The 12,491-nt window shown below is 62.9% G+C and carries 10 protein-coding genes; 1 reads left to right on the top strand and 9 read right to left on the bottom strand.

Going from position 1 to position 12,491, the window contains the following annotated elements:
• Positions 1 to 11: 11 nt before the first annotated feature.
• From ACIPZ5_RS25275 to ACIPZ5_RS25260, 4 genes are all read right to left on the bottom strand, one after another.
• Positions 12 to 224, bottom strand: a complete 213-nt coding sequence (locus tag ACIPZ5_RS25275) for a hypothetical protein (protein ID WP_313712547.1) — start codon at positions 222 to 224, stop codon at positions 12 to 14.
• Positions 221 to 691, bottom strand: a complete 471-nt coding sequence (locus tag ACIPZ5_RS25270; RefSeq protein WP_313712548.1) for a hypothetical protein — start codon at positions 689 to 691, stop codon at positions 221 to 223. Before ACIPZ5_RS25270 ends, ACIPZ5_RS25275 begins: the two co-directional genes overlap by 4 nt.
• A gap of 511 nt (positions 692 to 1,202) precedes the next feature.
• Positions 1,203 to 1,397, bottom strand: coding sequence for a hypothetical protein (locus ACIPZ5_RS25265; protein WP_085673018.1), 195 nt, complete (start codon positions 1,395 to 1,397; stop codon positions 1,203 to 1,205).
• 185 nt (positions 1,398 to 1,582) lie between these two features.
• Complete coding sequence (locus ACIPZ5_RS25260; protein ID WP_027919101.1) at positions 1,583 to 1,987, bottom strand: TraR/DksA C4-type zinc finger protein; 405 nt, start codon at positions 1,985 to 1,987, stop codon at positions 1,583 to 1,585.
• A 299-nt stretch (positions 1,988 to 2,286) separates the two neighbouring features.
• Between ACIPZ5_RS25260 and ACIPZ5_RS25255 the strand changes: the two genes are divergently transcribed.
• Positions 2,287 to 6,825 (top strand): hypothetical protein, encoded by a 4,539-nt coding sequence (locus ACIPZ5_RS25255; RefSeq protein ID WP_400811250.1) that lies wholly within the window; start codon positions 2,287 to 2,289, stop codon positions 6,823 to 6,825.
• 37 nt (positions 6,826 to 6,862) lie between these two features.
• Here ACIPZ5_RS25255 and ACIPZ5_RS25250 read toward each other — a convergent pair whose 3' ends face one another.
• The 5 genes from ACIPZ5_RS25250 to ACIPZ5_RS25230 are packed head-to-tail and all read right to left on the bottom strand — an operon-like array spanning position 6,863 to position 12,419.
• Positions 6,863 to 7,636, bottom strand: coding sequence for an enoyl-CoA hydratase (locus ACIPZ5_RS25250; protein ID WP_400811248.1), 774 nt, complete (start codon positions 7,634 to 7,636; stop codon positions 6,863 to 6,865).
• 13 nt (positions 7,637 to 7,649) lie between these two features.
• On the bottom strand, positions 7,650 to 8,777 hold the full coding sequence (locus ACIPZ5_RS25245) for an acyl-CoA dehydrogenase (protein ID WP_261943376.1): 1,128 nt from the start codon (positions 8,775 to 8,777) through the stop codon (positions 7,650 to 7,652).
• An 8-nt stretch (positions 8,778 to 8,785) separates the two neighbouring features.
• The gene (locus ACIPZ5_RS25240) at positions 8,786 to 9,979 is read right to left on the bottom strand and encodes an acetyl-CoA C-acyltransferase (RefSeq protein WP_343598530.1); all 1,194 of its coding nucleotides are present in this window, start codon (positions 9,977 to 9,979) and stop codon (positions 8,786 to 8,788) included.
• An 11-nt stretch (positions 9,980 to 9,990) separates the two neighbouring features.
• Positions 9,991 to 10,758, bottom strand: a complete 768-nt coding sequence (locus ACIPZ5_RS25235; protein WP_343598531.1) for an SDR family NAD(P)-dependent oxidoreductase — start codon at positions 10,756 to 10,758, stop codon at positions 9,991 to 9,993.
• 14 nt (positions 10,759 to 10,772) lie between these two features.
• Positions 10,773 to 12,419, bottom strand: coding sequence for an acyl-CoA synthetase (locus tag ACIPZ5_RS25230; RefSeq protein ID WP_400811246.1), 1,647 nt, complete (start codon positions 12,417 to 12,419; stop codon positions 10,773 to 10,775).
• Between the last annotated feature and the right edge of the window lie 72 nt (positions 12,420 to 12,491).

Below are 12,491 nucleotides of genomic sequence, written 5' to 3'. Positions count from 1 at the left end.
AACGGCTGACTTCAGCCTTGGGTCAGGCGCTGCAACTCGCGCCGCACCATGGCGGCATAAGGTGGCGGGCTCAGTTGATACAGCTGGGCTGCCACCCAGCTCAGCCAGCCCCCGCCCATCACCTCACGCTGCGCCAACAGGCGCTGGGCCTCAGCAAGGGCTTGCGCCTGGTGCTGCCGATGAAACGCGGCACGCGAACCAGGCGCTTCGTCACTTTCACTCATTCACTGGCCTTGAAGGTGGTCAGCTCGCCCTTGCGCCACTTGGCGACCTTGCCGGTCACCGCCTTGAGCAACTTGCCCAGGCCTTCTTGAATCTGCTGCTGCGCGGCGAACACCAACATCACGCCATGGCCTTCGCGAAACACGATGCCCTCGCCTTCCGGCACCGAAACAAATGCGTAGTCGCCCACTCCGTATACGTTCAACTTGATTTCGCGAAAGCGCATTTCCAGTTTGCCGCCTTCGCGGCTAGGCAAGACGGCAGCGCGGAAGTGATCGCCGACTTTCAACTCCAGGCGTTGCTTGTCATCGACCACCAAGGCGCTTTCGGTGTCGATCTCGGCCATGTACAGGCCTTCGGGGTTCTGTTCGGTGACATAGATGAAACGGCCCTGAAACAGCTTGGCCAACTTACCGCGCAAATCGCCCAGGGCAAACAAGGCGTGGGTATCCAGTGTACTGACTGCCAATGAAGTAATCCTCAAACCGGTGACATCCGCCCTCACTCGGAGTCGGTGAGGCACGGCCATTTCAATTCGATAGGCGAAAAGAATAATAAAGTGATGCACGAAACGTCTGTGCCTGCTGGCGATGCAGCACGCAGGAAACGTTACTCTGGCTTGCCAGATATGGCCTCAAAGCAGGCTTTCGGCATATTCCCTATCAGGGAAGCGCAATGTCTGACAACAAACCCGCCAGAAAAAATGCGATAGATGACTGCAGGCCCCTCGGCAGAACGGGCTCAGGTATCCATCAGCGCATTACCGGGGAATGAATATGCACGAAAACACTGAAATCCGTCGAGAGGTAAAGAACATTTCTTACCTTTCATGCGCCAACAGCAGGCCACGCTACGTGGTCATACCCGCAGGTATCGACTTCTTCCACGTTACCGAAAGCGCCACGGGCAGGGTCAAGGGCTTTCGCCGACTGCACCGTGATGCCTGCGCACTGGCCCGCAGCCTGGACGCCTGAAACCGCTCAGGCGGCGTGGCCTTCTTGCATGAGCTGCAACCAGGCGGCCTGGCATTCCATGGCCTCGCCACGGGTGGCGAACGCCGTACCACGGCGCTCGCCATTGACCAGGACCACCCAACAGACCCGCTTGCCCAGTGCCTGCAAGCTCGCTGGCACACCTGAACCGATCATCACCGCGACATCGACTCGGCTGTTCATCATTCCCTCCGGCACTTAGATAGCACCCTAACGATAAGGTCATGATACGCCCAGCGGCTGCCTTGAAACAGCGCATCCCGGTACAGCTGTGTTACGCCCTGAGCAATAAATACCGCAAGGCATTCACGCAGCAAACGCAAAAAGCCCCAAGGATTGCTCCATGGGGCTTAGCGCACTGCGCCGGGTCAGACCTGGCGCTGGTGGCGGTCGAGCTGCTCGTGGCGCTCCTGGGCTTCGATGCAGTACTTGGTGGTCGGGCTGATCAGCAGACGCTTCAGGCCAATCGGCTCACCACTGTCATCGCACCAGCCGAAGCTCTCGTCGGAGATGCGGTCCAGGGCCATTTCCAGTTGCGGCAGCAAGCGCTGGTCGCGGTCGATGGCATTGACCAGCCAGCTACGCTCTTCTTCGACCGACGCCACGTCGGCAGGATCCGACGGAGTGTCCAGGCCTTCGATGGTGGCACGGCTCAGCTCGATGCGTTCATGGGTTTCGACTTTCATCGCCTGCAGCAGGCCAGCGAAGAAAGCCAGCTGGTCAGCGTTCATGTAGTCATCGGCCGACATGGCCAGCAACTGTTCCTTGGTCATCGATTTCTCTATGAAAAAATGTGCATTTGGGCGATTCAGGTGCCGCCGGCGCCTTGACATCGGCAGCGGAATTCTTCAAGCGCCAACCGGCACTCTTTTACAGGGGGCGGCAGTCTAAGGCGCCAAGCCGCCATGAGCAACAGCAATCACGGGGGAAATTACCCCAAAGGGCTGGAATCTGCTCGCCGGCACCCTGGCACACAGCACGCAACAGATGCCCCGCAGGTGTCAACGGGCTAATACAGCTAGCCGGAACAAATGTCGCCTGATGGCTGTTTCCAGTAGATGAGCGATAGATCATGACCGACACCCTCGTCCAGCGCTTGGCACTGCATACCAATCTCGACTGCCAGGTAGCCCGCCGCTTCGCAAAACGCCCTACGCTGCTTGACACGGCCACCTCCATGATGCAGTCACGATGGCAGCAACACGGGCTGAGCGCGACTCTGGAGCCAGCCAGTCTCAATCTGGTCAGTTGGGTGCCGTGGCACGGCACGGTGTGGATCCGGCCATTGGCGCAAGCGGTGGTTGAAGCCTACTGCAGCAAACTCACCCTGCATCTTACTGAAGGCGATGATTATCTCACCCATCATCATCAGCCTGACCCCGCCTGGGCCCTGACTGTCGAACTTTCCGCGGTAGAGCAGCTGATCAATCAGGTCGCCCCGTGCCTGATCGATGAGCACCTGCGGCAGCTGATTGCCTACTGGGACCAGCCCGATGAAAGCGGACAATCGCCCTGGAACTGGTATACGGGTTACCTGCGACGAGTATTCGGGCAATCCATCGACAGCCACTTTCAGGCAGGTAGCCTGCCCTCGCTGGCCCTGGGCACCGCGCGGCTGCTGCACGATTATCCAAAAGCCGCCTCGCGGCAAGCCTGGAGCAACACGGCAATGCTGGCGGTCAGTGAACTGAGCATCGATTGCTCGAGCGACGGCAAGCTGGATGTCGACCTGGCCAGCGCCCTGCTCATCGAGCGCGCCGACAGCCAGCCGACAGCCGCCATCACGCTGCTGTACACGCTGACGGGCAGGCTCCTCGATTTCAGCTCCCGCCAGGCGCTGCTGGAAGACATTGGCATCAGCTGGCCTGCAGCTGCTCGTACCGCGCCGCGCAGGGTCACCCTCCAGCCGTCCACGGGTGATGCGTTCGAGCACCAGGCGCGGGGCATGCTGGCGCAACAAGTTCGAGCGATCCAGCACGTGGGCAAGCAGTTCGCCCCAGTACCGGATCCGATTGCCCTGAACCTGCTGGTGGATAACCTCAGCGCCATGTTCGACCAATGCGATGACCTTGAGACCGCACGTCGCGCCTCGCTCAACGAGCGCCTGCCCGATTGGCTGCGTAACGCCGACAGCCCGGTTCTGCTGCACTACAGCAATCTGCTGGCCGACATCGCTGAAGGTTATGACCGGGTGCAGGGCCAGTTCTGGCTGGATGGAATCGACAACGCCGAAGACTTCGCCAATCATCAACTGTCCACTCGCATGCAGCACGATCACCCCGAGAGCGCGCCTGACCCCAGGCAGGTGAAGGTGATCAACCATCAGGTCACAGCCACTGCCGTGCCCGGGCAAGGCGGCGTGGTCCAGACGGGTGAAATCACTCCCGTCACCTACACCCTGGCACAACTGGCCATCGGTAACCTGGGCTTGCTCAAGCCGGGCAAAGTCACCCTCACTCGCGACGGCGGCGTGCTCCCGGCCTGGCTGAGCGAAAGCTACCTGCGCAAGATCATCACGGAACTCGACATCGGCAGCGCGTACCCGGCCATGCTCCGCCAGAAAATGCTCGACGATCCGCATCAACGACAGGAGCGCGTGCAACTGCTGACCCGGCAGCTCCGTTCCCAACTGCCTGTGCAAGCGCTGGAACTGCACCTGCGCGGCCAGGACATCGACAAGGATGCTGCAGAACGCATCGCCCAGGCGATCAACCCCCAACAGGGCACCGACTCACCGCGCTGGGTGATCCGCCCACTTGGCTTCATCAAGTCGCCAGGCGCCACCCCCGATCACCCACGCAACACCTGGTTGATTGAAGCTGATACCCCGGCTCACTTCCCGTGTCTTCTATACCGGCCGCTGCATACACCCGCGCTCCTGCAGTTCGCCGACCGTCTGGCGCTGTTCGTGGCGCTCAGCACGCCAGGCGAACTGCAGACCGACATGCTGAAACGGCTGGCCCCGGACGTTCGGAAAATCTACGCGCATGGCGGATTCCTCGAACCGCACCTGTTCCACCCTCTGGATGACACCAGTCAAATCCCGCTGAGTACCCCCGCTCCCGTTCAATTGGCCAGTGAACCTGCCTCGACCGATCCCGGCGCGGCGATCTACCAGGCGTGCGTAGAAGAAACCATCGAACGTTTCCGCGAACATGCAGTAACCAGCGAGCAAACCCGCTTGATGAACTGGGGTGAACTCGGCTGGCTGTTGCTCAATTCAGTGCTCCCCGTGGCCGGTAAGCTGGTGAACAGCATTGCCTGGCTGGCGCAGATGGAGGTGGCACTGGCGGCATACGTCGAATCTGCCGACGAGCAGAACCCGACCGAGCATCGCATGGCACTGGTGAACCTGCTGGTCAATATCGCCATGTTGCTGTTTTCCCACGCGCTGTTCCGGGAGCGCCTGGAACTGCAGCCAGAAGCACCCGTCGAACCAGGCGGACAGACTTCGCCAGCATCTGCCACCGCTTCAATGCCGCAAATCAGCGAAACGCCATTACAGCCCGAGCTTCTGGACTTCAGCTGGGCCTCTGCCAGGCGCACACTTACGGCCAGCCAACAGCAAAAGCTGATGTCCTTGCAGGCCGCCGTACCGGTTTCCCTGCTGCACAGCCCCGCACCTAGCGGGCCGCTGGGCGGGCTGTATCTGCACGAAAACCGGTTGTATGCAGTGATCGACGGGCATCCCTTCGAAGTGGCGGCAGACACAGACACCGACCAGATGCGCATCATCGGCCCTGATCGCACGCCAGGTCCTTGGATAAAACGCGACCAGAACGGTAGCTGGCAGCTGGACTTGAGCTTGCGCCTGCTGGGCGGCATGCCCCTGGGCAAACGTATCCAGCAAACCCGGGAAGCCAACCGCCAGGCACTGCAAGATGTGACGGCGCGTATCGGTGCGGCCAGCAGTCGCGCCCACGCGCAAACCGACGCGCTGGCGGCCGAAGTGGCGAAAATGGACACCGACGACCCCGCTACCCTGAAAGCTTCGCTGGCCCGCGTGCAAGCCTTGGCCCAGTTCTGGGAGCAGTACCTCGACGACTTCGAACGACTGGATACACTCACCGGCGGAACCCGTGACTTCAAGCTCAACCGCGCCAAGCTGCTGTATCAGGCGGGTATGGCACGGCAAACCATGCTCAGCGCATTGCATGAGCTCTACCAAGGGCAACGGGAGCAATTACTCAAGCTTGCGCACAAGCAGTCACTGGGGGAATCACTCAGCGATGCGGACGCCAGGATCGCCGGGCAACGCCTGAGCGAACTGGCGCCGTTGCTCGAGCAGTTGATGGACACCACCCGTGTCCTGGGCCAACATCAGGCCCGGCTGCAGCAGTCCAGCAGCCGTAGCCAGCCCGACATCAATCGTTGGTACGAGTCGATCACGCAACTCAAGGTTACCCGCGAGCAGCCCGTGGCACTGCGTTTTCTGCATGTCGAGACGCTGATCAACCGCCTGACTTTCGTACACACGTTGAGTGAAGAAGCCCTCTACTGGCTGGAGCGCGTGTGGGACGGGATCCAACTGTGCATGGGCCAGCGCGTGCAATTCCTGACCACCGACATCGCCAGTGACGAGGCCAAGGTCCGTTTGCTGCAAGGTCTGCGCGAAAAGCTGGCCAGCGTGCGCCGGCAGCTGCAGAACCTGGACGCTACCCAAGTCGACACCGCGATAAAACCCACCCTCGCCGAGCTGGCCAATGACCTGGATGATATCGACAATGGCGTCAAGGCCGATCTCGATGAGCTGCCATCCTACCCGCCCACCGTGACCGTGGCGCAACTGCGCCGGCAACTGCCAGGCCTGATCGAAACCCAGGAACATGGCCTTCTGCTAGGCGAGCCGCGCAAGAACGATGCTTCGATTGTCGATATAGCCGGGCCTGACCAGCATGTGCCCAGCCGCGCCTACCGCCTGGAGGATGGCAACTGGGTGGCGCTTGCCCGTCAAAGCGATCCACGCCCTGCCACCAGCGGCAAGTCACTCAAACGCCTGCTCAGGGAAAGCAACGCGCTGATGCGCAGGGTCGATGAGCGCTTGCAAAAACTTGAGGAGCAGACCACTGGGAATTTTCTGCCGGTCGAGATCGAGGAACAGGTCACCCAACAGCGTGAGGATCTGCTGGCGCAGATCAGCGCCATCGAAGCCCGCCTGACCGCTGAAAACCAGACCGACGCGGCGCCTCGCAAAGAGGATGCCGCCGTCGTGGTGCAGGCCTTGTATCAGCAAAGCGAACGGCTCAGGCAAGCGGCGCCTCGCCTGCGAACCCAGGCCGCCCTGGCGCAGCTGCCGCGCATGGGCGATGTGCAGTACCTGATCGAACACGGCCAGGTGCAGGTCAGCGCAACGCCCGGCCGTACCCGCCTGGCCAAGGTCAAGGGCCGCCCTGCAGACTTCATGGACGAATACGCCATCAGCCATGACGGTGAGGTGCTGTGGTACGCACACTTCCACTACCCGGCGCTGGAGACGCCGAAGGCGGGCTTCATCGTGGGTCACCTGAAGACCGCAGCGCAGCGTTACCTGACCAACAACGATCCTGGCACCGTCTACCGCGCTGGCATCACGCCGGCGGCGGCGCAGCGGTTCTTCTTCAACGCACAATGAAATTGCGGGCGCTGCCATTGGCAGTGCCCGCTGCTTTTCAGCGGTCCTTGAACCGCGCCTCGCGCTTGGCAATGAAGGCGGCCATGCCTTCTTTCTGGTCTTCGGTGGCGAACGCCGCATGGAACACCCGACGTTCGAAACGCACACCTTCACTGAGGGTGACCTCGAAGGCACGGTTGACGCTTTCCTTGACCATCATGCTGACCGGGATCGACTTGCTGGCGATAGTCGCCGCCACCTTCAGCGCCTCTTCCAGCAACTCGGCCTGCGGCACGATGCGCGCCACAAGGCCTGCGCGTTCGGCCTCTTCGGCGCCCATCAGGCGCCCGGACAGGCACAGTTCCATGGCCTTGGCCTTGCCCACCGCACGGGTCAGGCGCTGGGTGCCGCCCATGCCCGGCAGCACGCCCAGATTGATCTCCGGCTGGCCGAACTTGGCATTGTCGGCAGCGAGGATGAAGTCGCACATCATCGCCAGCTCGCAGCCACCGCCCAGGGCGAAGCCAGACACCGCAGCGATGATTGGCTTGCGGCGATTGGCAATGCGGTCCGAGTCGCTGAACAGGTCGTCAACGTAGATCTGCGGGTATTGCAGTTCGGCCATTTCCTTGATGTCGGCGCCAGCGGCAAAGGCCTTGGCAGAACCGGTAAGCACCACGCAGCCGATGTTCGGGTCGCGTTCGAGCTGGTCCAGGGCCTGGTTGATCTCGCCGACGATCTGCGCGTTCAGCGCGTTCAGCGCCTGCGGGCGGTTGAGGGTGATCAGGCCGACCTTGCCGTGGATATCCAACAGGATGGTTTCGAATGCCATGCAGTCTGCTCCTTCAAAGATTGCGCGCAATGACCATGCGCTGAATGTCGCTGGTGCCTTCGTAGATCTGGCAGACCCGAACGTCGCGGTAGATCCGCTCCAGCGGGAAGTCGCTCAGATAGCCATATCCGCCCAGGGTCTGCAAGGCATCCGAACAGACCTTTTCGGCCATTTCCGAGGCAAAAAGCTTGGCCATGGACGCTTCCACCAACGCCGGGCGCCCGGCATCACGCAGTGCGGCGGCGTGCAGCACCATCTGCCGAGCCACGGCAATCTTGGTGGCCATGTCGGCCAGGCGGAAGGCCACGGCCTGGTGCTCGATCAGTGGCTTACCAAAACTTTGCCGCTCGTTGGCGTAGTCGCGCGCCACTTCGAAAGCCGCACGGGCCATGCCGACGGCCTGCGAAGCAATGCCAATACGACCGCCTTCGAGGTTGGCCAGAGCGATCTTGTAGCCCTCGCCTTCCGCGCCCAGGCGGTTGGCCACCGGTACGCGCACATTGTCGAAGACGATCTGGCAGGTGTCGGAGGCGTGCTGGCCGAGCTTGTCCTCGACCCTGGCCACCTGGTAGCCCGGTGAGTCGGTGGGCACGATGAAGGCGCTGATGCCCCGCTTGCCAGCCTGCGGATCGGTCACGGCAAAGACGATCACCACGCCGGCATTCTGCCCGGACGTGATGAACTGCTTGCTGCCATCGAGCACGTAGTGGTCACCCTCAAGCCGTGCGCGGGCCTTCAGGCTGCTGGCGTCGGAGCCGGCCTGCGGTTCGGTCAGGGCGAACGCCCCCAGCATCGAACCCATGGCCAGCGGCGTGAGGAACTGCTCTTTCTGCTGCTCGGTGCCAAAACGCAGGATCGGCACGCAACCCACCGAGTTGTGCACGCTCATGATGGTCGAGCAGGCACCGTCACCTGCCGCGATCTCCTCCAGCGCCATGGCGTAAGCCACGTAACCGGTGTCACTGCCACCCCACTGCTCCGGCACCAGCATGCCGAACAGCCCGAGCTCGGCCATTTCCTCGATGGCCTCCTTTGGAAAGCGGTGCTCCTTGTCCCATTGCTCGGCAAACGGTTTGAGGCGCTCCTGGGCAAAGGCGCGGACCGCATCGGCGATCTGTTGTTGCTCGTCAGTTACCAGCATGGTTCACCTCAATACAGGCATTCGACAGCCATGGCCGTGGCCTCGCCACCGCCGATGCAGATGGCTGCCACACCACGGCGCAGGTTGTTCTGGCGCAGGGCCGACAGCAGGGTCACCAGGATGCGCGCGCCCGAGGCACCGATCGGGTGACCCAGGGCGCAGGCGCCTCCGTGGATATTGACCTTGTCGTGCGGCAGGTCGAGGTGCTTCATGGCGGCCAGGGTGACCACGGCAAACGCTTCGTTGATCTCGAACAGGTCGACTTCGCCCAGGCTCCAGCCGGTGCGCTTCATCAGCTTGTCAATGGCACCGATCGGCGCGGTCGGGAACAGTGCCGGGGTGTCGGCGAAGGCGGCGTGGCCGTGGATCACCGCCAGCGGCTTGAGGCCTCGCTTGTCGGCTTCGGAGCGGCGCATCAGCACCAGCGCGGCGGCACCGTCGGAAATCGAACTGGAGTTGGCGGCGGTCACCGTGCCCCCTTCGCGGAAGGCAGGCTTGAGCTGCGGGATCTTGTCCAGGCGCGCCTTGGGCGGCTGTTCGTCATCCTTGATGGTGCGCTTCTCCTTGCCCTCGGTGACCTCGACCGGCACGATCTCGGCGGCAAAGCGACCGTTCTTGATAGCGTCCTGGGCGCGGGTCAGCGAGGCGATGGCGAACTGGTCCTGGGCTTCGCGGCTGAAGGCATTGGCCTGGGCGCAGTCTTCGGCGAAGGTGCCCATCAGGCGGCCCTTGTCGTAGGCGTCTTCCAGGCCGTCCATGAACATGTGGTCGATGATCCTGCCGTGGCCCATGCGGTAGCCGCCACGGGCCTTGTCCAGCAGGTAAGGTGCGTTGGTCATGCTCTCCATGCCACCGGCCACCACCACATCGGCCGTGCCGGCCAGCAGCAGGTCATGGGCCATGATCGCCGCCTGCATGCCCGAACCACACATCTTGTTCAGCGTGGTGCAGGTGGTGTGCTTGTCCAGCCCGGCACCGAGTGCCGCCTGGCGCGCCGGTGCCTGGCCGAGGCCTGCGGGCAGCACGCAGCCGAACAGCACCTGCTCGACACTGCTGGCATCGATGCCGGCGCGCTCCACGGCACCACGAATGGCGGCGCTGCCCAGCTGCGGCGCGGTCAGGCTCTTGAGATCGCCCTGCAGGCCGCCCATGGGCGTGCGCACGGCGCTGACGATAACGATCGGGTCATTGGCGAGGGTCATGTGCGTTCTCCTTACTTGGCAGCCATGCGCAGTGCGCCGTCGAGGCGGATCACCTCGCCGTTGAGCATGCTGTTCTCGATGATGTGGCGGGCCAGGGCGGCATATTCCTGCGGGCGCCCCAGGCGCGGTGGGAACGGCACGCCTGCCGACAGCGAAGCGCGAACTTCCTCGGTCATGCCGGCCATCATGGGCGTTTCGAAGATGCCCGGGGCGATGGTCATCACGCGGATACCAAAACGCGCCAGCTCGCGGGCGGCCGGCAAGGTCAGGCTGGCGATGGCGCCCTTGGAGGCTGCGTAGGCGGCTTGGCCGATCTGGCCATCATAGGCGGCGATAGAAGCCGTATTGATGATCACACCGCGCTCGCCGCCGTCATCGGCCGGCCCTTCAGCCATGGCCGCAGCAGCCAGGCGCAGCAGGTTGAAGCTACCGACCAGGTTGACGTTGATGACCTTGGCGAAACTGGCCAGGCCATGTGGCCCCTGTTTGCCAAGCACTTTTTCGGCGCCGACGATGCCGGCGCAATTGACCAGCCCGTGCAGGCTACCAAAGGCGCTGACAGCTGCATCCACCGCCGCCTGAGCGGCCTGTTCGTCACTGATGTCGGCCACCGCGAAGCGGGTGTTGTCACCCAGTTCGCGTGCCTTGGCCTCGACGGCCTGGGCATTGAGGTCGACCAGCATGACCCTGGCGCCAGCCTCGACCAGCATCTGCGCGGTAGCTGCGCCCAGGCCAGAGGCCGCGCCGCTGACGATGAAGTGTTTGTTGGCTATCTGCATGATCGTGTTCCTTGTCAGGCGCTGGCAGGGGTGGCCTGTTGCGCGTGTTGTTTGGCGACTTCCTGGTTGCGCAGGATGAAGCGTTGCAGCTTGCCGCTCGGGGTTTTGGGCAGCTCGCTGACGAATTCGATTTCTCGGGGGTAGGCATGGGCGTACAGCCGCTGGCGCACGTGCTGGCGCAGGGTTTCCTGTAGCTCGTTACTGCCTTGATAACCGCTGGCCAGCACCACGAAAGCCTTGATCAGCTCGGTGCGCTCCGGGTCTGGCTTGCCGATCACTGCCGCTTCGATCACCGCCGGGTGCTCGATCAGCGCGCTTTCCACATCGAACGGGCCAACGCGGTAGCCGGAGGTGGTGATCACGTCGTCACTGCGGCCGACGAAGCTGATGCTGCCGTCCAGGTTCAACTCGACGGTGTCGCCGCTGAGGTAGTACTTGCCGACGAAGGCCTTGGTCGGCAAACCATGGTAGCCACTGAACCAGCACAGCGGTGACTGCTCTCGGTCGACCGCGAGAATGCCCGGCTGGCCGGCGGGCAGCTCGTTACCCTGCTCGTCCAGCACCACGATGCGGTGGCCGGGGATGGCGAAGCCGGCCGAACCCAGGTGTACCGGGTGCTGCAGACCATGATGGTTGCACAGCACCATGCCCAGTTCGGTCTGGCCGTAGTGGTCGTGAATGGTGACGCCCAGTTCATCGGCGAACCAACGGATCACCTCTGGGTTGAGCGGCTCGCCGGCACTGCTGACGACGCGCAGGCGGCCTTTGATCGGTGCCGAAAATTCATCACCGGCTGCGATCAGCAGGCGGTATGCGGTGGGCGAGCCTGCCAGGTTGGTAATGCCCAGTTGGCCGATCACCCGTGCACAGCTCTCGACGCTGAACGGGCCATCGTAGAAGGTGGTGGCATGGCCCAGCGACAAGGGGCCGGTGACAGCGTAGTACAGGCCATAGGCCCAGCCTGGGTCGGCCAGGTTCCAGAAGTTGTCGTCAGGGCGCAGGTCGATGGCGTCGCGCATGTAGCCCTGAAAGGCGACGATGGCACGCAGCGGCACTTCCAGCGGTTTGGCCGGGCCGGTGGTGCCGGACGTGAACATCAGCAGGAAAGGGTCATTGCCCGTGCGCATGACCGGCTCGCAATCGCCCGAGACCCGATCCAGGCATTGCTGGAAATCCAGCTCGCCGCTGCGGGCCTTCACGGTAATGATCGTCGGGCAGGCTTGCACCTCGTCCAGCTTGGCGCGGTTGTGGCTATCGGTGACCACGACCCGGGCGTGGGACTGTTCCAGGCGGTGCTCGATGGCCTTGGGGCCGAAGGCGGTGAACAGCGGCTGGTACACCGCGCCGAGGCGCCAGGTGGCAAGAATGGTGACCAGCAGTTCGGGAGTACGCGGCATCAGCCCGGCTACCCGGTCGCCGACACCCACACCCTGCGCACTGAGCACATTGGCAAAACGGGCTGCCTGTGCCTTGAGCTGATCGAAGCTGTAGTCGCGCGTGTTGCCCTCACGGTCTACATGGACCAGAGCCAGCTTGCCGACCCCGGCATGGCGGTCGCAGCATTCGACACAGGCATTGAGGGCATCGAGGTTGCCATGCAATGCGGCCATGGTGGCCTGGGCATGGTCGAATGCTCGAGCGGCCTCGGTGTAATCGCGCATCGTCGGACTCCTGATTTGTTGTTTTTGGAGTTGAACAATCGGTCCGACGATGTTCGCGCCACCCGGGCGTGG

Origin of the sequence: Pseudomonas sp. NPDC089428, from assembly GCF_044749325.1 — a bacterium.
Classification (GTDB): domain Bacteria; phylum Pseudomonadota; class Gammaproteobacteria; order Pseudomonadales; family Pseudomonadaceae; genus Aquipseudomonas.
The sequence above is the reverse complement of the archived record's forward strand: the minus strand, read 5'-3'. Positions and strand labels throughout refer to the sequence as shown.

Bases quoted from the DNA above. Each gene is read 5' to 3' on its own strand.
- ACIPZ5_RS25275 (WP_313712547.1), bottom strand. From the start codon at position 224: ATGAGTGAAAGTGACGAAGCGCCTGGTTCGCGTGCCGCGTTTCATCGG.
- ACIPZ5_RS25265 (WP_085673018.1), bottom strand. From the start codon at position 1,397: ATGAACAGCCGAGTCGATGTCGCGGTGATGATCGGTTCAGGTGTGCCA.
- ACIPZ5_RS25260 (WP_027919101.1), bottom strand. From the start codon at position 1,987: ATGACCAAGGAACAGTTGCTGGCCATGTCGGCCGATGACTACATGAAC.
- ACIPZ5_RS25255 (WP_400811250.1), top strand. From the start codon at position 2,287: ATGACCGACACCCTCGTCCAGCGCTTGGCACTGCATACCAATCTCGAC.
- ACIPZ5_RS25250 (WP_400811248.1), bottom strand. From the start codon at position 7,636: ATGGCATTCGAAACCATCCTGTTGGATATCCACGGCAAGGTCGGCCTG.
- ACIPZ5_RS25245 (WP_261943376.1), bottom strand. From the start codon at position 8,777: ATGCTGGTAACTGACGAGCAACAACAGATCGCCGATGCGGTCCGCGCC.
- ACIPZ5_RS25240 (WP_343598530.1), bottom strand. From the start codon at position 9,979: ATGACCCTCGCCAATGACCCGATCGTTATCGTCAGCGCCGTGCGCACG.
- ACIPZ5_RS25235 (WP_343598531.1), bottom strand. From the start codon at position 10,758: ATGCAGATAGCCAACAAACACTTCATCGTCAGCGGCGCGGCCTCTGGC.
- ACIPZ5_RS25230 (WP_400811246.1), bottom strand. From the start codon at position 12,419: ATGCGCGATTACACCGAGGCCGCTCGAGCATTCGACCATGCCCAGGCC.